This window comes from Mesorhizobium sp. M3A.F.Ca.ET.175.01.1.1 (assembly GCF_004791945.1).
GTDB lineage: Bacteria > Pseudomonadota > Alphaproteobacteria > Rhizobiales > Rhizobiaceae > Mesorhizobium.
The window spans coordinates 1-19,934 of record NZ_SRTP01000020.1 but is presented as its reverse complement, the minus strand read 5'-3'; the positions used below and the strand labels follow the sequence as shown (position 1 = coordinate 19,934).

Genomic DNA, 19,934 nt, shown 5'->3' with positions numbered 1-19,934 from the left:
AAATCGGAGCAACCACCATGACAATCCGGCTTCCAATTGATCCAATTGAGGTCTTCCAGCCCAACGAACAGGCGCTCGAAGCTATACGTAGGGCTGAAGTCCGCGGATCGTGGGAGTTTCCTTTACACCAGGTGGCAAACGGCACGCCAGAGGGGACGGGCAACGGCCTTGAGTACTGGTTTTACACTAGTAGGTATCCCATTACGAAAACCTCGCGAGAGGTCTCAGACGCGTTATCGTCGTTGAAAGCTGGCGACATATCATTGCCGACTGGCTGGGTTGAAGAGACCGCCGTCAGTCTAGCTGCGTGTGGCGATCTTATTCAGGCCGCGGACCTGGAAGCATCAAACAATCAGCTTTTCTCGCAAATTAAAGATGTCGTCTTCGATAAAGACGTGTCCTTTGCAAACTATGAATCCGTGGTTGCCGATGCTCACAAAGTCAATGAAGTAATGCCTGATATAACTTCGTTTCGCATGTGCTGCACAATTGAGCAGTACCGTACATTGACGTCTCATAACACTGCGCGTTTCGACGTCCTTAATATGGCGAATAATCACGCAAATGACCTTGGTGTTGACGAGCTTACTCGCACGCAGGACATCGCAGAAAGCGATGGAATACTTACCATTGGCGCCCCGCGGAATAAAGCCGAGTATGGCAAATGCAAGACCCTCACAAAAAATGGGATCAAAATTGGTTTTGTTTCCGCTACATACAGCCTTAACGGATTTGCATTGCCTCCAGGGCATGAATTCCGAATTCACGTGTCTAGACTCATGTCTCGACATGTACCTACAGAGTTAGATTTGCTGCGAGCTCAGATCGCTGATTGTAAAGAACAGGATTGTGATTTTATAATCGCGTCCATCCATTGGGGAGTGGAATTCGAGTTTTTTCCTCTGCTTGGACAGATCGAAGCGGCTCACGCCCTGGTAGAAGAGGGTGTTGATCTGATTTTAGGCACTCATCCGCACGTCATTCAACCTGTTGAGTATTATCGCCCCAAGGGGGATCCGCACCGTACCGCGATTATAGCCTATTCCCTTGGCAGCCTCACATGGGACTGGTTTACGGCACCGCACCTCATATTAAGCCTTGTATTGAACTTAAATATTTCAAAGGGCAGGACAATTGCTGGTGAACAGCGAACTTATTTAAAGAGCGCTCAACCAATTCCCATTATTCGGAACATATCCTTAGACAAAGGCAAGAGGACGATGCAGCTCGAAAAGCTGGGCGACCGTCTTGACGAGATCGGCAACGCTACGGGTGGTGACCTAATCAAGATGAAAGATTATTGCGATCTGGTTTTAGGGCAGGGTTGGGCCCGCTCGAGCGTCGTGCCTGAGTAGTGAATCGTAGGACTCCCATGGGGCCTGGCGGGGTCGATGCCAAACGTCGCGACGCTGATGGAAGCGTTGGGGGGGAAAGTTCTGACGCCCAGGACCAGGAAACTGACTTGGGCGATCGAAAAGAAGTGCTACGCGCAGCGGCGTGCCTACGGCCTAGACGGGCTCGATCCGAAGACCTTCCGCTACGCGTCGCGACGGCCGGACGGCACCGCCGTGCGGATGCGGCTGAGGAACTGGCACTCGAGCGGCGCCGGTTCGGCTACCGGCGGCAGCATGTCCTGCTGCGGCGAAAGGGAACCGAGCTGAATCACAAGAAGCTGTTCCGTCTCTATTGGGAGGAACGGCTGACGGTGAAGAAGCGCGGCGGCCGCAAGCGGGCGCTGGGCAGCGAGCGCCCATGACACTGCCGCAGGGACCGAACCAGCGCTGGAGCCTCGGCTTGGTATCGGACATTCAGGCCGACCGGCGGCGGTTCCGGGGTCCTGCCGGTGGTCGACGACTTCACTCGCGAGAGCCTGGCCCTTCGTGGTCGACACGCCGCTCTCAGGAATGCGCGTGGCGCGGGAAATCGATGCTCCGCGTCGAGGTGCGCGGCCCGCCCCTGATGATCGTCTCCGACAACGGCACCGAGCTGACGTCGTGGGCGATCCTGCAGTGGCAGCACGATCACCGTGTCGAGTGGCACTACATCGCGCCCGGCAAGCCCATCCAGTGCGAATTTCGCAAAAGCCGGACAGAGATCCTGCTAAGTCGCGGACGGTCGTTTCACTAAGTCGCGGACAGTTTTGGCGGCGCTGGTCCTCGGGTGCCTGATTGTCGGGTGGAGTACCGACTTCGCCAGCGCCTAGTCTCTCATGTTCCCTGTCAAGGCTGAGCGCAAGACGGATGGTCTGCTCGGCGTGGGCGAAGCAGTCGGATCGGCTGAAGCTGCACAGGGCTGGGGGTGGAGCTCTGAGACGACGGTTGATCAGACTCTCATCCGCGGGTTGGATACCGCCTTCCGTGTCTTCGTCTCGGGGCTGTCCTCTGTCTAGAGGGCGGGCGTCGAGCGGGTTGGCTCGGCCACATAACTAGCGACGGGAGTTCCCCACCGTGGCCCCACCCCCAACGCTGTGCAGCGGGTCGGGTCGAGACCTGTCTATGACGGTGCGACCTCCCGACCGATAGCCCACAAGAAGGCGGCCATCTCGCGTGCGATCGCGGCCACGACCACTGGTGGCTTCTTGCCGGCGGCGTACAGGCGGCGATAGCGAGTGCAGAGCCTGATTTGCGCCTTCCAGGCGATGTCGCGGACAGCCTTCGGCAGACCCTCGAGCCGGAGCCTCAGCGCTTCGCTGACCCTGGCGGGGTAGCGGTAAGTCCAAGCCGCTTCGACCAAGGCGCGGCGGGCGCGTCGATTGCCGGCGAGCGTAAGGCTCGACCGGCGGACCGTATCGCCAGTCGAGCGCTCTCCCGGAACCAGGCCGAGGAAGGCCATCAACTGCGGCGGCGTATCGAAGCGGCGCACATCGCCGATCTCGGCCGCGAAGATCACTGCGACCAGGAACGAGGCGCCGCGCATCGCCTGATAGGCCTCGACGACCCGTGCCATGGACCAGGTCGGCACGATGGTGCGTAACTGCTCGTCCAGGCGGCGTAGCCGCTGAGCGGCGTCCTCGATCGCGTCGATCTTCTCCTGGAAGACAATCTGCTGCGCCATATGCTCGAAGCTCGGGCGGGCAAGCCAGCGCCGGTGCGCCAATGTCCAATGACCGCCGCCCTCGTAGATCCGGCCATGGCGCAGAAGGAAGGAGAGCAGTTGCTGGCGTTTACGGCGCAGATCGTCGCCTGCAGTTTCCCGGGCCCGAACCAGATCGCGGACAGCCTCATGGACGACGTCCGGCACCCACACTCCAGTCAGCTCGCCCGCCCGATGCAGCCGCGCCAGCGTGACCGCGTCCCGTCGGTTCGTCTTGATCCGCTCGCCCGACCGCTTCGGGATCAGGGCCGGCGCAACCACCATGCAGTCGTGACCAAGATCGCGAACCTGCCGGCACAACCCGTAACCCGTCGGCCCGGCCTCGAAGCAGACGTGCAGTCGATCATACTTCTTTCCCAGCTTCTTGATCGTCCGCTCTATCGCTGCAGGACTATTTTCGACCTCGCCGACAAACCGGACCTCGCCGGTGCGGCCGCCCTCCGCGATCGCCACCGCGTGCTTCTTCTTGGCTACATCAAACGCGACAAACGCTTCGCTATACTCTCCCATGGCTCGCCCTCCGTGCGTGAGGATCGGCTCGGCCCATCCGAGCAACCCTCGTCTCTTAATCGCACGAAAGGGCGGGCCACCGATCTCAGCCCTGGAACATGACGTCTAGCCATCCGTCGACGCAGCGAGAAAGCGGAGAAAGCAGAGTGGAGTGGACCCCATTTTCACCGGACATGCGGCGGTTGGGTTTAGGCACTGAGGCGCAAGAACTCGCGAGGTGACCTCACAATAATCGTCGATCCATTTGGGCAGCAAGGCCAGGATGGTGTCGGCGTCTGGGAGGATGACGATCGAGGCATAGTCCCTTTTTAGGGTTTTCGACGAAGGCCTCGGACATGCCGTTGCTCTGTGGGCTTCGAACCGGGGTGTAGAGTAGGTCGATGCCGAGGGCCGTGGCCACCTGTGCAGTCCTGGCGGGCGTCGAGCTTGTCGGTCTTGGCCAGAAGCCCGCCGGCCTCGGCGAAGCAGCGGATCCGGACGGGGTTGCGACTGGCGCTGTCGATGCCGGCCTCGGCCAGAGCGTGGCGCAACAGCCGGTCGTGGACGCCGGTCGCCTCGAAGACGACGAAATCGCGCCCGGCGCCAGCCCGGCCACGAACGCCGCGATCGGCCCGGCCTGGTTGGCGAGCCGCCGGAAGCTGCGGCTCGACGGATCGAACATGTCGAGCATGTCCTTGGAGATGTCGCAACCGATGTAGTTATGCTGTATCATCACCGTGCCTCTTCCTGTGGTGCGAGGTCTGTGCAGCAGCCTCGTGCAACTGTTCAGGTTGATGGTTTCGAAGCGGGAAGGGAGCCGAGCCATGCCGCGGCCTGTCGGGCAAGACCCGACGACCAGGATTCCCACGGCCTTCTTCCCGCGCCCACCTTACAGCAAAACAAACACACAGGATTCCCAGATGATCTGAGCACCAGCGGATGTTGGAACGCAGGGCAACAACGACACCGTCGTGGGTGCGGGTGGGCCGCAGAGCTGTATGCTTTTGAAGGGTCAGTCCGTTCTGCTGCATGACCCTGAGACACGCTTGGCATTGACCATGGGCCTGCCATCTTTGCGCCTTTGCCGATTCAGCAATGCCGCACCGGCGATAACCATAGGTGGGCCGCTGGTCGATGATCGCGCAGTTCGGCGAGCAGGGCGACGTCTTCGGGCTTGCGATAGGGCCCACGCGGCTTGGAGGGCTTGCTGCTGCGCTCAATCAGATTCGACCGGGAGACGCCCAGGTTCTGGCAATCGCGCTCGTTGGAAATCGCCCTCGGGATCGCTCCACGACAGCAACGGCGACGACCGTTTTTTTGGGCGAGCGAGGTCAAGGGCTTCCTTGAGAATCTCGGCTTCCATGGTCTTTTTGCCCTGCATGCGCTCGAGATCGCGCACCCGCTTCTCCAGTTCGCGGACCTGGAAGAGCCCACAACATCTTCGTCGGCCTGAACGGCGGCATGGCCGCCCTCGAGCATGCGGCGTTTCCAGGCGAAGAGCTGGGAGGGGGAAATACCGGCGGGTCGTGCCACGTAGGAAACGCTTATGCCCGGCTGCATGGCTTCCTCCACCAGCCGAACCTTCTCGGCGACGGACGAGCGCCGGCGGCGCTGCACCGAGGTGATATCTTCGACCCGCCGAAACGGCTCATCGGAACTCTTGGACATAGTCGTCCTCATAGGCGCATGCCTATGCCTTATCGGCTATGCCGCCTGTCCGGTCAAAATGGGGTGCGCTCCACAGAGGAGATTGGCGTTTCGTTCACGACTAGGACTAGAGTCAACGGTGGAGAAAGTAAGCTGCTGATTGCTCGGGCTTGCGAGTGGGGGTTGTTGGTCGGCCGATACAAAGCGTGATTTGAGGTGGGAGCTCTCCCGCATGCAGTTGGAGCACACGTTTGTCCAGTTCCTTGTCTGCTTCCGTGAGACGATGGTTCAGGCGAAGGTAGTCGGTCCAGGTCGGCGTGCGGAATGTTTCCGTCCACTGCATAGGCTTCTGAAGGTTGCGCTGGAGCGTCCAGTGCCGAGCCCCGACGCGGGTGTGTACATGCCGGCGTTCGCGCATGAGTTCCAGGAAAAATTCAACGTTCTTCTCAGGGATCAGATAATCGACCTTGACGACGATGGGACCGCTTCTAGGCTTGAGATTGAGGGCGACTGCCGGGGCGTTGAATTGCTCCAAAGGATCGGGCTCGGATTCGTGGCGTTCGCGAAGAGGAAACAGTACGCCGGCCGCAGCGACGAGCAACAGAGCACCACTAGAGCCCCCCAGCGCCCAGGTCAGAGAGTGGTTCTGCGCCACCGTGCCCCACACCCAACTGCCCGCCGCGATGCCGCCATCTATCAATGCATAATAGATCGAGATGGTGCGACCCACGACCCAGCGCGGGCTCGCCAACTGCACGCTTACGCCAACCCCGGACCAGGCGGTGACCCAACCCGCGCCGCCCAAGGCGAGCGCAATTGCGGCCACGGCAATCGAGGAGGTCAGTGCAAGGGAAAGGGAGCATGCAGCGCAAGCGACGCATGCGAGCGTCATCAGTCGTTCTTGAGACAAGATCCGTCTTAACATGCCATTGGAGATGCCGGCGATGACAGCGCCTGTCCCAAAGCCGGCCATGAGGGCGCCAAAGGCGACCGGTCCTCCTCCCAGCTGATCGCGGACAACCAGGGGCAGCAGCGCTAGTATGGCGATACTCGCCAGGCCAAAGAGAGTTCCGCGCGCGATCGCCGCCTTGATTTCCGAAGACATCGCCGTGAAGCGCACCCCGTCGTAGATCGCCGTCCTCATCGGCTCGCGCGGCAGAGGCGAAGAGCGAACCTTCCATTTGCAGCGCCATATGGTCCCCAGAGGTACCAGGTATGTGAGTGTGGTCACGGCGAGGGCCGTCAGCAGCCCGAACGAGGCAACCACGATGCCGCCGAGCGCCGGGCCCACTGTCCGGACAGTGTTGAAGCCGACTGAAAGCAGGGTAACGGCAGCGGGAACATCGCGTCGCTCCACGATATCGCCGACCGAGGCTTGCCAGGCCGGATCGTTGAGAGCGCCGCCGCATGCGATCAAGAAGCTGAAGCCGAGGATCATCCAAGGGTCGACAAAGCCCAGCGCCACAGCCGCAGTGAGCATTGCAGATGCTATGACCATAATGCACCGGCCGGCGAACATGACCCGGCGACGGTTGAAATTGTCGGCGATGGCCCCGACAAAGACAGATAGAAGGAATGCGGGAAGCGTCGATGACGCCGGTACCAGCGCGACCATCAGATCGGAAGTCGAGATTGTCGCCATCAGCCAGCTGATGGCAACCGTCTGCATAAGCCATCCAAGGCTGGAGACCTGCGTGGCCAGCCAGATCGAACGAAAGGTCCGGTTTCTGAGGGGCGCAAGTGGCGCTGGCGGCGAGCTTAAATTCGCATCTGCGCCTGCCGTCTTTTTCATTTCCTCTTAGCCTTTGGCTTTTATCTGTGAGATCGAGTGCTCGACCAGTCCTGCCACGCAAAGTCAACTCAAGGAATTGAAGGGGCCCTGCAATCGCCAAATCCCTTCGGCTTACAGCTGTACGTCCTCAGCATACCTCGGCACGATGTAACGCTGGTGCGCCGATCATCATCTTCCACCTGAACTGACTACCGCAGTCCCATTCTGATGAGCAGCTTCAGCCGCCTGACAGGCCTGTGTTGCTTACTCGAGTTGCTCTTAAGACGGCGCAAAGCCTCTATTTGGCTAGCATACATGCAAAGCGTTGCTCTTAACCCTGCGGCCGATGAAGTGAGCTCCGGTACCATGATGACCTTTCCCCCGGTTCGCGCTTCGGGCACGTCGAACCACGAGTTCGGTTTTTGGTTTGTGCTGCAAACAACTTGGTCATGCACCCTGTGGCCTCCAGCCGTTAGGTACTTCTTCGCTGTTCGCTGATTCCGCATTGGAGAGCGTAGCGCGGGAGCCAGTCCCCATTCCTGCAAAAAGGGCCGAAAGTTTGCAGTGATCCGGCGTCCAATGAGTATCGCAGCCGAGCAGGTCGGTGCGGAGGTGATGTGGCGGCCAAATCGCGACGATGGTCGACGACAGAACGGGGAGCCACGAAACGTCCGTCGACGGAAAAGATCGCGACAGACGTCAGTACGACAACGTGCGGCACGTTGTTTCGTGATGATGACCGTAGTAGCCCGGGAAGAAGTTCGCAGTGGCAAGTCCGGAGCAGCAAGTCGCGAGGCTCGGTCCAGGCAGTTAGGCCAAGTGGTGGGGAGGGGAGAGCGGACTACCTCTGGGGCCTAGTTAGTCAGTGGGGGAGCGGGGTTTCGCCGGCCGCCCTTACCTGGCGTGTCGACGCTGGCCGACCAGGCAGGCCTGCACGTTGGTGCTCGCTTGTGCGCTGATCGAGGCCCAAGTGCTTGCCACGGAGCGGGTGCATGGCAATGAGATGACGGCGTCGCGCATTGCTCGCGGCAGACGTTGCCTGAGCGCTTACCACGCTTTCGCGGAAGTGAATTAAGCGAAACTGTGGTCGTCTTCACCCAACACGGCCAATTGGTCATTCAGTGCCGATATGGCGGCATATGTCAAGAAACTGACCGAACGTGTCAATACAAATCTAATCGCGCAAGCTAGTCTCACCTGAATGGAGTTCGCGTAAATTTGTTTCGCGAGCGCCGCCCTTGGCAGGTCGCTTTTTAGCAACATCGGCCAATGAAACAGTACGACGATCCCAACAGAGACACGTTCACATGAGCAGCATTAAGGCCTTCCGGGAACTGCAGAATGAAGTAACCGAGTGGCGTCGTTACCTGCACGAAAACCCCGAACTCGGCTATGAGGAACACAACACGGCTAGGTTCGTGGCCGAGAAGCTGGCCTCTTTCGGTATCAACCATATCGAGACGGGGATCGCTGAGACCGGTATTGTTGCGCTAATCCAGGGCGAAGGCGGAGACGGACCTACGATTGGGTTGAGGGCGGACATGGACGCCCTGCCAATACTTGAAAACTCGAACAAACCCTGGTCGTCGACCATACCCGGCAAGATGCACGGATGCGGCCACGATGGTCATACGGCGATGCTGCTGGGCGCCGCCAAATACCTTGCGAAGACTCGCAACTTCAAGGGGTCCGTTGCCTTGATCTTTCAGCCCGCGGAAGAAGCGGGCATAGGCGGCCACAGAATGGTCCAGGAAGGTATCATGGACCGGTTCAGCATCTCAAAGGTTTATGGCATGCATTGCACGCCGGGAATGGAGATAGGCAAATTCGGGATTTGCCCCGGCCTCGCGTTGGCCTCGGTTGACGAGTTCGACATTTTTGTGAAGGGCCGCGGCGGCCATGCGGCGTATCCCCAAAGGATAATCGATCCCATCGTTATTGCAGCGCAGATCATCGTTGGGCTGCAATGTGTCGTTTCGCGCAACACGGACCCGCTCGAGTCGCTCGTCGTCTCCGTTACCCAGTTGCGCGCTGGGGAGGGCTATAACAGCATTCCAGAACACGCTCAGATATCTGGGACTGTTAGAGCTCTCTCACCCACACTGCGCGATTTTGCCCAACGACAGATCTCCGAGTCCGCGAACGGAATTGCGCGCGCCTTCGGCGGCGGTATCGACTTCAAGTACCACCGTCTGGAGCCCGTCACCGTCAATCATCCGGAAGAAACTAGTCTGGCGATTAAGGCCGCGCGCGACATTGTGGGCCACGATGCAGTGACAGACCGGCTCAAACCTACAATGGGAGCGGAAGATTTCGCGTATATGCTGGAGGCGAGGCCAGGAGCTTACATTTATATTGGGAATGGCTCAACTGCCGACGTACATAACCCTGCCTTTGACTTCAACGATGAAGCCATACCTTACGGCATCGGCTACTGGGTAAAGCTGGTCGAGACGTCGATGCTGGCGGCGTGAAGGTTGGTGCAAACCCATCCAGTCTAGTTGCCGGAACAATGAGGGAGAACAAATAACGAGCATATCCATAAAACCGCAGAGTTTTCATCCACTCGCTATGGAGCCCGAATTGGAAGTCGCCGACGAGCCAGTCAGCATGCTGGACGTATCAGTTGATATCCAAATCATCATAGCTGATGCTGGAACTTCGAGCATCGCGGGGGTTGGCGTATGTTCTCAATCATACATGAAATTTACTTGGCGGCAGCCATTGCCGACCGCGTTTTGGTTATGCGGGCGGGGAGGATCATCGAAGCGGGTTTCCCGCGCGATGTTCTGAAGCATCCCCGCGAACACTACACCCGCAAGCTTCTCGCCGCTGCGCCATCCCTCGACGAGGCCTTGGAACTGAGGGCGGCACAGAGACGAGTGTCGGTGGACTGAACCGCCGCCTTCCAGATGCATCTCAGGATGTTCTGGCCGAAATTTGGAGGCTGCATGTGTACGCGACGCGGCCGTAAACTTGACAGAGGGAGATGACATCAAATGAACAACCCTGTCGCCGAGATGTCGAGCGATCTGGCCGCAAGTCCCGCGAAGACGACGTCGTCGACTTCTCTTTACCTGCGTCACCTACCCCTGTTCCGTGGAAGGCAGGATCCTGAATTCTTCAAGATCTTCGATGTGGTCAACGCGCTCCCGCTTGATGACGCGCATTGTCACCTCGTTACCGACCGCGATGCGATTACTACCCCCCAGCGCTATCTTGAGCGCATTTCGCTGGCCGGATACCCTTTTCCTAACTACTTCCCCGCAGGGATCTATAACCGTTGGCTCACCGGTGACGAGGCAACCCGGCACGACCTTGACAAGACATACGGAATCCAGGCCAAGGTCGATGAGATGACGTACCATCTGTCCCAAAGCATTTTCATCAAATTCCTGACAAAGGAGCTGGCACAGTTCCTGAATTGCGAACCAACATTCGAAGCCGTCATCGAGGCACGGAATGACCGTGGCCGGGATTATTGGTCCTACGTCAACGCCCTTTTCCGCGACGTCAACCTGGAAAACATCATGCTCGATACCGGCTACCACGAAAGCTGCGGCCGGCCGGCCATCGAGAAATTCGAAGAGGCAATCCTTCCCTGCCGGACCCACAGGATTGCCCGCATCGAGGAGATCCAGCGCGAATTATTTAGCATGGAGATTTCTTTCGACGAATTCGAGGGTCTCTACTTCGAACGCCTTCTCGACATCATGGATGGCACGGGCAATCTCGGCAAGAAGTCCGTCGGTATGAAGTCTTACCTGCTGCCGTATATCGGCCTAATCGAACCGCTTTACGATCGGACTCTTGCGGCAAAGTCGTGGAATGCGATGCGGAAATCCTACGCGGAATTGCCGTTCATGGAACGGCAGGCGGCGTTCAATGTCTCGAAGGACCTGCGGCGGTACACGTTCACGATGACGCTGGAGGAATGCCTTAAGCGGGACATGCCGATGCAAATCCACACCGGCGACGGCGAAGCGCCAGAGGTGATCCTGCGCAATCAGGACCCATTCTACCTGGAGGAAGTGGTCCGGTTCGACAAGGACAACATGATGCGGATGCCGAAGATCATCCCGCTGCACGCCGGCTATCCCTCGGTCGGCAAGGCGGCATGGCTGAGCCACCTGTATCCGAACTGCTATTTCGAGCTGTCGATCATGACCCCGTTCGTCCACCAGAGCCTCTACGAGAGGTATAAGCAGGTCATGGAGGCGGTTCCGCTCTCAAAGATCCTGTTTGCGAGCGACAACTACCACGTTCCCGAATTGTTCTGGCTCGCCGGACGGTGGGGTAAGCGATATCTCGCGAAAGCGTTGACCGACTATGTCGTAGGCGGAAGTCTCGCCTTCGACGAGGCGATAGAGGCGGCGCGCATGGTCCTCCATAAGAATAATCGTGCAGTCTACAATTTGAGCGACGTCTGATCAAAAATGGTATTCAGACCCCGGTGGCCATCTTCGCCGGCATGATCGGGTTCGACCTGCCTCGCCGCCTCAGCCGAATTGTCACCGTCACCGATCTGCGCATGGAGCGCATCCTTCGCCGAGCCGGCTGGCCGCTTGCTCGGATCGGCGAGCCGCACACAATCGGCGCCACCGGTGCGGTGGCCGGATATCCCCGAGCCTCCAGCGACAGGAGGACGTTCTTCATGTCCAGTGCTGTGGTCGTGAAGGGCGCCGGGTGCTCGTGAACCGAGCCCGCTTCTCTTTTCCGGGCTCAAGCGGACTCGGCTGTAGCCGTTCATCACCGTCCAGTTCGCACGGTCGACGTGACTGCGCAGAGAAGCGCAACGTCTATAAGATAGTTCGGTCACTCCCCAATCCTGCAGCGTTGAGGCGATGTTTGCAGGAAACCGGCCTTGAGCGCTGCAATTCTGCCGTCAATCGACGCTCTGGGAAAGCTAGTTTGAAGGCATCAAATCATCCACTTGGAGTCATTGATGAGGGGCACCGCAACCACTGCACTGCAGAGGCTCAGACGGCCGGACCTTTTGCAAGAATGTGCATATATCAATGGGACTTGGGCCTCAAAATCTGAAAGCCTCGCGATAGTGGATCCTGCAACTGGCGAAGCCTTGGCCCAGGTAGCCGCCTGCAAAGCGTCGGATGTGGACGATGCGGTTCTTTTCGCGAGAGCCGCGTTCCTCCGGTGGCGCGACATGCTTCCCCCAGAACGTGGCGCATATCTGCGGAAGTGGGCAACCGGTATGCGTCAAAACGCGGAAGATCTAGCCGTGATCATGACTGCCGAACAAGGCAAGCCCATCGCGGAAGCTCGAGGTGAGATTGCGTATGCGGCTGGCTTTCTGGACTGGTTTGCCGCAGAGGGTGAGCGGGCCTACGGCGAAACCATCCCCAGCCATCTCGCCGGGAGCCGGCTGGCCGTGCAGATGCAGCCGATCGGAGTGACTGTCGCTATCACCCCATGGAACTTTCCCTCGGCAATGATTACCAGAAAAGCTGGAGCCGCGCTGGCCGCTGGCTGCCCCATGATCGTCAAGCCGGCCCCAGAAACGCCCTTATCGGCGCTGGCGCTCGCCCGCCTTGCCGAGGAAGCCGGCATCCCCGTTGGCGTGTTCCAGGTGGTAACTGGTGAGGCGCCGCCGCTGGCCAGGCGTTTGTTGGAGCATACCGTGGTGCGGGCGTTCTCCTTTACCGGCTCGACCGAGGTTGGTCGCCTCCTGCTCCAGGAGTCGGCGAAAACCGTAAAAAAGGCTTCGCTGGAACTCGGAGGCAATGCTCCCTTCATCCTGTTTGACGACGCACCTATCGAAGCTGCGGTCGCCGGTTGCATGGCTGCCAAATTCGCCACATCCGGCCAGGACTGCCTGGCGGCGAACAGAATCTACGTGCAGAGGAGAGTCTATGAACAGTTTGTGGAGAAATTCGCACAGGCCACCAGAGATCTGAAAGTTGGGCACGGGTTGGAGCCGGGGGTCGACATCGGTCCAATGACCAAGGCGTCTGGTGCCGAAAAGTGCAGGCAGCAGATCTCCGAGGCTCTCTCAGAGGGGGCCAGAATGGTGACCGGCGCACAAGACAACTTTCTCGGCGGGAACTTTGTCACACCGACGGTGCTCGCCGACGTGACTGACGACATGCGGGTGGCCAGGGAAGAAACCTTCGGGCCTGTGGCTGCTATCTTGCCCTTTGACGACGAAGGGGAGGTGCTCGAGCGCGCGAATAATTCCGAGATGGGCCTCGCGGCCTATGTCTACACCCGAGACCTCAACCGTGCGATGCGGCTCACCGATCGGCTCGAATACGGCATGGTCGCGGTCAACACGCCGAAATTCACTGGTGCGCCGATCCCGTTTGGCGGGTGGAAACAGTCCGGTCTTGGCCGGGAAGGCTCCAAACATGGCATCGCCGAGTATCTGGAACCCAAATACACCTGCTTCGGGAATCTTGTAGCGTGAGAGGATTGCGTCCAATGACGATCAACATCGGGGAAATCGGCGAAAAGGACAGGAACAGCGTCCTGCATCCATTCACGCAACTTAAGGATTTTGCCACCGGTAAGCTTGGCGATCCGACCATCGTCGAGACAGGCAAAGGGATTCGCATCCAGGATGCGAATGGCAACCAACTGATCGACGGCTTCGCCGGTCTCTATTGCGTGAACGTCGGCTATGGCCGGACCGAAGTCGCCGAGGCGATCTCTCGTCAAGCTTATCGTCTCGCCTATTACCATTCCTACGCCGCGCACACGACGGACGAACTCGCGATTCTGTCCGACCGCCTCGTGAAGATGGCGCCAAACAAGATGAGCAAGATCTTCTACGGGATGTCCGGCTCGGACGCCAACGAGACACAGGCCAAGCTCGTCTGGTACTACAACAACCTTCGGGGCAAGCCAAACAAGAAGAAGATCATCTCGCGCGAGCGCGGCTACCACGGCTGTAGCGTCATCTCCGGCTCAATGACCGGCATGAGCTTTTATCATGACCATATGGACCTTCCCCTGCCGCGGATTCTCCATACTGGGGTTCCCCACTTCTACTGGGGAGCGCAGCCGGGGGAGACGGAACAGGAATTCTCCAAGCGTCGCGCGGCCGAACTGGATGACCTCATCCAGCGCGAGGGTCCAGATACAGTGGGTGCATTCATTGGAGAGCCGGTCTTGGGCACGGGCGGCATTACCCCGCCCCCTGCGGGCTATTGGGAGGCGATCCAACCTGTCCTCAGGAAGCATGATGTCCTCTTGATTGCAGACGAAGTGATTACTGGCTTCGGCCGTACCGGCTCCATGTTCGGTTCACAGCACTATGGCATCGAGCCTGACCTCATCACGATCGCGAAGGGGCTGACATCCGCATATTTCCCGCTGTCCGCCGCCATGGTGGGAGAGAAGGTCTATGAGGTGCTTGAAGCCGGAGCGGACCGCGTCGGCGCATTCTCTCACGGCTACACCTATTCCGGCCACCCTATTGGCGCGGCGGCGGCAAATGCGGTTCTCGATATCGTCGAAAGGGAAGACCTTGCGGGAAACGCAAGCGAGGTCGGCGCGTTTTTCCAAGCCCAGCTGAAGGAGAAATTCTCGCAATTGCCGATCGTTGGCGAAGTGCGCGGGGTCGGGCTTATGGGCGCGATCGAATTCGTGGCCGATCGCAACAATAGGAAGCGCTTCGATCCGATGCTCAAGGTTGGCGCGCGAATATCCAAGGCAGCCCGTGACCGTGGTCTTATTGCTCGCGCGATGCCGCACGGAGACATTCTGGGTTTTGCCCCGCCCCTCGTAGTAACGAAAGCCGAGGTCGAAGAGATCGTCGCCATCGCCGAAAGCGCTGTCCGTGTTGTCATGGATGAACTCACCCGCGATGGCCAAAGAATCTGAGACATCGACCGCAGGAATCGCTCATCCGCGAGCACTTGGTAAGGCGAGTGATCCAAGTAAGGGAGTTCTCAATTGGGTTCGGTGACAGTACCAGAGCTCCGGTCCAGCGAAGGGCAAGTGGCGATGGGGCCGGGGGCTGCTGTTCAGCTGCATTCCTCGCCCACCAGCTTTCTGCACAGCGTTGACCAGAATTTCCGCCATGCGATGGAGTTCCTCGATCTGCCTGAGGGATTGGCCGAGCGGATCATTCAGTGCAACTCGACATACACAGTGCGGTTTGGTGTCAGGCTGCGCGGCCGGATGTACAGCTTCGTCGGCTGGCGCTCCGTTCACAGCGAGCATTGCGAGCCTGTCAAAGGGGGCATCCGGTTCACGCCCGATGCGGATGCTGAGGAGGTTGAGGCGCTCGCAGCGCTGATGACCCTCAAATGCGCGCTGGTCGACGTCCCGTTTGGCGGCTCAAAAGGAGCACTCAGGATCGACCCGCGTGAGTGGACTCCTCAGGAGCTCGAGCGCATTACCCGCCGTTTCACCCAGGAGCTCAGCAAGCGCGGCCTAATCGGTCCTGGGCTCAACGTGCCAGCTCCTGATGTGGGCACAAGCGAGAGGGAAATGGCCTGGATGGTCGACGAGTTCCGCCGGGCCAATCCGATGGATGTGATCAATGCGCGGGCCTGCGTTACCGGCAAGCCACTCTCCAAGGGCGGTATCGCCGGGCGCACAGAAGCGACTGGCAGAGGTGTGCAGTTCGCCATTCGCAGCTATCTACAGGATCCGCGCACAGCCGGGTTGAAGCAGGGCCGGGACCTGAAGTGGATATCTGTGGCGGTGCAGGGCTTTGGCAATGTCGGCTATCATGCCGCCAAGTTCCTTTCCGAGGATGATGGCGCATTGATCACGGTCGTTTCCGAACGCGATGGCTACGTCGCCCATCCGGAAGGCCTTCCCATCGAGGCGCTCAAGCGACATCAGCTCCGGACGGGCAGCATCCTCGGCTTTCCCGATGCAGAGTCATTCGATGGCGATATGACTGGCCTGGAACGGCCGTGCGATATTCTCATACCTGCCGCCATGGAAGAAGCCATCCATGTCGGCAACGCTGAGCGCATCCAGACGCAACTCATCGTCGAGGCGGCCAACGGCCCGATCACCTATGAAGCTGACAAGATGCTTCGCTCCCAAGGGATCACGATCCTTCCCGATCTCTATGTCAATGCCGGCGGCGTGGTCGTAAGTTATTTCGAATGGGTGAAGAACCTGACCCACATTCCATTCGGCTTAATGGAGAGGCGGCGGCGGGAGCGACGCAACCAGACAATTGCCACGGCGCTTGAGCGAATGACCGGCAAGACGTTTCCCGCCGACATGCGCGACGACTTTCTTGAAGGGGGCGCCGAGATCGATCTAGTTCGGTCCGGCCTCGAGGACGTCATGCGCAGCACGTGGGCACGTATCGCAAACCTCCTCGAGGAGCAGCCTGAACTCAACGACTACAGAACGGCCGCATATGTCGCGTCGATTGGCCAGATCGCCGGCGCTTATGAGGCAATAGGCATCTGAAGCCCCTAGTTTCAGAACCAACACAAAGCGCAGGCGAGCGATGTCGGAATTTGACGATCCACAGGGAGAGGCTTTCAGTCGGCCCAGCAGGCGACTGTCCACGTCACTCGCGTTGGCACGGCGCCCTTCTGTATGCTGCGGCTGTTGGCTCAAACAGCGGCAACTCCGAGCGCTCACGGACGTCGGCAGATCATCACGCGACCAGGACCTAAGCGCGGCGCGCCCTGTCGGTGTCCTCCCACCGGTAGGGCGCAGGTTGTTCAAGGCGCTGGATAGGAGTGCTTGCAGCGCATCTATGATTGAAGGCTTGAGGAGATGACCCGCGGGATAGCACATCGAGCTTCGACATCTCTGCCACGCCACTGCTGCCCCCATGGTATCTTCCGGCGCGCGGCCGAAGTGCATCGCATCAAGTAGTAAGCGGCTCGGAGTTCACGGTTCGAAGAGTCCAGCAGTGGCGCGAAGACGATTGGCGCGAAGTTCGTGCGAACCTCGCGGCGTCTTGTACAGAGCTCGTCGCAGGCTGGCCGATCCCGCGAGATCGGCTGCGCTCATGTCGGGAGACTGCCCCTCGCGTCCACACGTCCGGACCTTGCGCAGTGAGAAATTGAGGCATTGAGTTTTCGAGGCATATCGAAGGACATGCAAATTGTATTTGAGACGTTCCTGGAAAAGCTGTCGGAAAGCGTCTACGAGGCGGATTTTCGCGAAGCCATGGCTGGGGCGGTCGCAGGACTTGAGCTTCTCGCCTTCGCCTATTTGGCATTGCCGCCGCAACGTTCGGGCGAGCCCAGGCTGATCTCGAACTATCCATGTCGCTGGACCGCGCACTACCTGCAAAACCGGTATCAGAAAGTGGATCCGGTCATTATTCGTGCACGGTGTGGCGGATGCCCGTTTCGGTGGGGATCGGATATGCGAGGCTTTGCGACATCACAGGTTCAGCAGACGCTGTTCGAAGAAGCGGCCGAGTTCAGCATCCGCTGTGGTTTGACGATCCCGATTGTTGACCGCCGCGGCTGCTTTGCCGCAGTTACTTTTGCCGCTGATGAACCCAATCCAGCGTTTCTCCGGGTCGCTGAACGGTATGAACAAGCTCTTCAGCTCATGGCCACCTGTTTTCACATTCACGTTCGCCATAAGCTATCCGGCAATAGGACGGTGGACGGCGTTTTGCTGACGCCCCGTGAATATGAGTGCCTGCAATGGGCGGCGCGCGGCAAGTCCGCCTGGGAGATCGCCTGCATATTGGGCATCAAGCCGCGGACCGCCGCCTTCCATCTGGACAATGCCAAGAAGAAGCTCGGCGTACGCACCATCACCCAGGCGGCCGTGCGACTAGGCTTAGGTTTTAGGCTAGCCAACTCCAGTCTGGGATCAACTGACAAGCCCTTCTTCGGATCGCCCGCTTGAGATGCCCCGCTGACCGCCGAGTCGCAGTTCGCGGTTGAGCAAGGCGTGATACGCCGATACCATAGGGCGGCCGCTGGTCGACCAGTCGGCGCCTCATTGGGCAGCGGCCAAACCTGTCAACGCGATCCTGATAACGCGGGCTAATCTCACCGGACGGAGCTCGCGTGGGAAAGGCAGAATAGCACGCTGATCGTTGTGAATTTGGCGGAGCGGAGATACAGTGAAACTACTTGATCGGCAGGAATGGACCATCTCCGCCTCTGCGGCGCTCTGCACGTTCCGACAAATTTCGGCAAATAATCCTCATTGGGCGGCGATATCTGCGAATTGTTGGCCCTGCAGGAAAGGGGACTGCATGCCACAATAGGGCTCCCCAATGTGGCATCGCAATAGCGAAGACACAAGGGAGCACCTAACGGTGTAACAGCGCCTAGACTTCCCATAATGCACCTCCATCGAGATGAATGTTGAATTACCCCAAACGCCGTCGTCACATCACAATCGATTCATCGATCACGGGGACGTGCTCTAGTCGGGAGGCCAGAATGGGTGCAGGACGAAGTTGGAAGGCGTTGCAGCACCAGTCTTCGTCTTCCTCCGGACGGAATATGGCCGGGAAAGCGGCCGTTTCCACTGATCTTCCGCCATCTGCGCCGAAGGGTGCCGTCGAAAGTTCCGAAGGCACTTACGAGCCCTTCGCCGGCATGATCAAGTTCGGCCTGTCGCGCTGTCTCTGCCGAATTGCCACCCTGACTGACCTGGGCATGGAACACATCCCTCGCCGCGCCGGCCGGCCGCTTCCGCGGATCGGCGAACCGCACACAATCGGCAGCACCCGCGCCTCCTGAGGGAGCTTATGTCTCATCACCGAGCCTTCGCTTTCCCGCCCGATTGCACCAATGTTCGGCGATGATCACCCTTCACCCGAGGGCGCCTGCGCAGGTGTGGAGACATGAGAGGCCGCTGATTGTTCCTGTTCGGTAGGAAACGGTGTGATCGACCAACTGATTGAGTCAACGGCACGCTGGAGTATTGCCTCTGTTTGAGCACGGCTAGGTGAAGCGGCGAGGACATATCCGATGCAGTCTCGGTAATCCCCTTTCCTGACGATCGGCGTCTTGGGTTTGACATACAATTTCACCTCGGCGACGCCTGGTATGGCAGCCGCCCGATTGTCGCCATCGATCCAATCGAGGATACCATCGCGATCAGGAATCAGGAGCCGCTCGGTCGCAACATGCGAATGCCTTTGGTGCAAGTTCCATTGCTCGCCGATCACGAGCTTGATATGTTCGGTGACAAGATCGATACCGTGAGCCGCCTCAATCGTTTGAGCACCGCCACCAAGACGCGGATTGACCTCTATGACGACTGGGCCACGCTTGGTCCACCGCAGTTCTACGTTCGTTGGCCCCCAGCCAAGCCCGAGAGCTCGCAAACAGCTCAGCGAAACGTCGGCAATACGCCCATGCTCGTCATCAGTCAGTGGGGCTGGATCGGTTCCCCCAAGATAAACAAAATGCGGCGGGGGCGCGAATTCACAGGTGGAGATGCAAATGACCTCATTTCCCATTATTGCGGCGCTATACTGCGGGCCTTGTGCGAATTCCTCGACCAGCATCCTTGGCGAGGACCGCCATATGTGCCTCCCGTCCAACAAATAGGTCGTATGTTCGGCTAACTCATCGACATTGCGGCACAATCGGACACCGCTGCTGCCGACGCCCACGGCTGGCTTAACAACCACCGGCAGGCCGATCTCAGCGGCAAAGCTTTCTACCTCCGTCGCATTCGCTGCTCCGCGATAAGCGGGCATTGGAACGCCAGCCTCCGCGAGAAGCTGACGTTGAGTGAATTTATCGCAGCATCCTTCAATCGATGCGGGGTCCGGTCCCGGCAGACCGAAGTGCCGGCAGAGCTTGCCAACTGTCGCATAAACCGAGTTGTCGGAGGATGTAATGCCAGTAATGTCATAGGTAGCACGCAGCCAGGAACATTCGCCGATCAGCGCATCGAGATTGCCTGTATCGACACGGATTGCCTCACTTCCTTCCGCCGCAAGATAGTCGTACTGAGCTGGATCAACCGACAGGGTAATTGGATGAAGACCAAGACGCTG

13 protein-coding genes and 4 pseudogenes are annotated in these 19,934 nt (G+C 59.1%); 12 read left to right on the top strand and 5 right to left on the bottom strand.

Features of this window, described 5'->3' with window-relative positions; genetic code table 11:
• Positions 1–17: 17 nt before the first annotated feature.
• Positions 18–1,355 (top strand): CapA family protein, encoded by a 1,338-nt coding sequence (locus tag EN818_RS28715; protein WP_128362394.1) that lies wholly within the window; start codon positions 18–20, stop codon positions 1,353–1,355.
• 24 nt (positions 1,356–1,379) lie between these two features.
• Positions 1,380–2,085 (top strand): annotated as a pseudogene (locus EN818_RS33905) (DDE-type integrase/transposase/recombinase); the annotation flags it as partial.
• Between the two features lie 408 nt (positions 2,086–2,493).
• Here the strand turns inward: EN818_RS33905 and EN818_RS28700 are convergent.
• Complete coding sequence (locus tag EN818_RS28700; RefSeq protein WP_095521200.1) at positions 2,494–3,603, bottom strand: IS110 family transposase; 1,110 nt, start codon at positions 3,601–3,603, stop codon at positions 2,494–2,496.
• A 105-nt stretch (positions 3,604–3,708) separates the two neighbouring features.
• Positions 3,709–3,991: pseudogene (locus tag EN818_RS33900) on the bottom strand (integrase core domain-containing protein); the annotation flags it as partial.
• Between EN818_RS33900 and EN818_RS28695 the strand changes: the two are divergent.
• Positions 3,984–4,301, top strand: a complete 318-nt coding sequence (locus tag EN818_RS28695; RefSeq protein WP_095521201.1) for a hypothetical protein — start codon at positions 3,984–3,986, stop codon at positions 4,299–4,301. The pseudogene EN818_RS33900 and the gene EN818_RS28695 overlap by 8 nt on opposite strands.
• A gap of 186 nt (positions 4,302–4,487) precedes the next feature.
• Here the strand turns inward: EN818_RS28695 and EN818_RS28690 are convergent.
• A pseudogene (locus EN818_RS28690) lies at positions 4,488–5,262 on the bottom strand (transposase); the annotation flags it as partial.
• A 100-nt stretch (positions 5,263–5,362) separates the two neighbouring features.
• Positions 5,363–7,021, bottom strand: a complete 1,659-nt coding sequence (locus tag EN818_RS28685; RefSeq protein WP_095521203.1) for an MFS transporter — start codon at positions 7,019–7,021, stop codon at positions 5,363–5,365.
• Between the two features lie 1,286 nt (positions 7,022–8,307).
• Here EN818_RS28685 and EN818_RS28680 point away from each other — a divergent pair.
• The 9 genes and pseudogenes from EN818_RS28680 (at position 8,308) to EN818_RS33895 (ending at position 18,663) form a co-directional block, all read left to right on the top strand.
• Positions 8,308–9,474 (top strand): M20 aminoacylase family protein, encoded by a 1,167-nt coding sequence (locus tag EN818_RS28680; RefSeq protein ID WP_095521205.1) that lies wholly within the window; start codon positions 8,308–8,310, stop codon positions 9,472–9,474.
• Between the two features lie 237 nt (positions 9,475–9,711).
• Positions 9,712–9,897, top strand: coding sequence for a hypothetical protein (locus EN818_RS28675; protein ID WP_128362396.1), 186 nt, complete (start codon positions 9,712–9,714; stop codon positions 9,895–9,897).
• A 102-nt stretch (positions 9,898–9,999) separates the two neighbouring features.
• Complete coding sequence (locus tag EN818_RS28670; protein ID WP_095521207.1) at positions 10,000–11,430, top strand: amidohydrolase family protein; 1,431 nt, start codon at positions 10,000–10,002, stop codon at positions 11,428–11,430.
• 29 nt (positions 11,431–11,459) lie between these two features.
• Positions 11,460–11,639, top strand: a pseudogene (locus tag EN818_RS28665) (acyl-homoserine-lactone synthase); the annotation flags it as partial.
• Between the two features lie 306 nt (positions 11,640–11,945).
• The gene (locus EN818_RS28660; protein ID WP_095521208.1) at positions 11,946–13,424 is read left to right on the top strand and encodes an NAD-dependent succinate-semialdehyde dehydrogenase; all 1,479 of its coding nucleotides are present in this window, start codon (positions 11,946–11,948) and stop codon (positions 13,422–13,424) included.
• A gap of 14 nt (positions 13,425–13,438) precedes the next feature.
• Entirely contained in the window at positions 13,439–14,842 is a 1,404-nt protein-coding gene (locus EN818_RS28655; RefSeq protein WP_128362397.1) for an aspartate aminotransferase family protein, read from the top strand.
• 204 nt (positions 14,843–15,046) lie between these two features.
• Positions 15,047–16,402, top strand: a complete 1,356-nt coding sequence (locus tag EN818_RS28650) for a Glu/Leu/Phe/Val dehydrogenase (RefSeq protein WP_095521210.1) — start codon at positions 15,047–15,049, stop codon at positions 16,400–16,402.
• Positions 16,403–17,044: 642 nt separating this feature from the next.
• A complete protein-coding gene (locus EN818_RS28645) occupies positions 17,045–17,815 on the top strand; it encodes a LuxR family transcriptional regulator (RefSeq protein ID WP_236379399.1) in 771 nt (256 codons plus the stop codon).
• 608 nt (positions 17,816–18,423) lie between these two features.
• The gene (locus tag EN818_RS33895; RefSeq protein WP_245518886.1) at positions 18,424–18,663 is read left to right on the top strand and encodes an acyl-homoserine-lactone synthase; all 240 of its coding nucleotides are present in this window, start codon (positions 18,424–18,426) and stop codon (positions 18,661–18,663) included.
• Between the two features lie 65 nt (positions 18,664–18,728).
• Here EN818_RS33895 and EN818_RS28635 read toward each other — a convergent pair.
• The coding region (locus EN818_RS28635) for an acetyl-CoA carboxylase biotin carboxylase subunit family protein (protein WP_135906561.1) at positions 18,729–19,934 on the bottom strand (1,206 nt) is incomplete at its 5' end.

Bases quoted from the DNA above. Each gene is read 5' to 3' on its own strand.
- EN818_RS28700 (WP_095521200.1), bottom strand. From the start codon at position 3,603: ATGGGAGAGTATAGCGAAGCGTTTGTCGCGTTTGATGTAGCCAAGAAG.
- EN818_RS28680 (WP_095521205.1), top strand. From the start codon at position 8,308: ATGAGCAGCATTAAGGCCTTCCGGGAACTGCAGAATGAAGTAACCGAG.
- EN818_RS33895 (WP_245518886.1), top strand. From the start codon at position 18,424: ATGGCCGGGAAAGCGGCCGTTTCCACTGATCTTCCGCCATCTGCGCCG.
- EN818_RS28650 (WP_095521210.1), top strand. From the start codon at position 15,047: ATGGAGTTCCTCGATCTGCCTGAGGGATTGGCCGAGCGGATCATTCAG.
- EN818_RS28655 (WP_128362397.1), top strand. From the start codon at position 13,439: ATGACGATCAACATCGGGGAAATCGGCGAAAAGGACAGGAACAGCGTC.
- EN818_RS28715 (WP_128362394.1), top strand. From the start codon at position 18: ATGACAATCCGGCTTCCAATTGATCCAATTGAGGTCTTCCAGCCCAAC.
- EN818_RS28695 (WP_095521201.1), top strand. From the start codon at position 3,984: ATGCCGAGGGCCGTGGCCACCTGTGCAGTCCTGGCGGGCGTCGAGCTT.
- EN818_RS28660 (WP_095521208.1), top strand. From the start codon at position 11,946: ATGAGGGGCACCGCAACCACTGCACTGCAGAGGCTCAGACGGCCGGAC.
- EN818_RS28670 (WP_095521207.1), top strand. From the start codon at position 10,000: ATGAACAACCCTGTCGCCGAGATGTCGAGCGATCTGGCCGCAAGTCCC.
- EN818_RS28685 (WP_095521203.1), bottom strand. From the start codon at position 7,021: ATGAAAAAGACGGCAGGCGCAGATGCGAATTTAAGCTCGCCGCCAGCG.
- EN818_RS28645 (WP_236379399.1), top strand. From the start codon at position 17,045: ATGCAAATTGTATTTGAGACGTTCCTGGAAAAGCTGTCGGAAAGCGTC.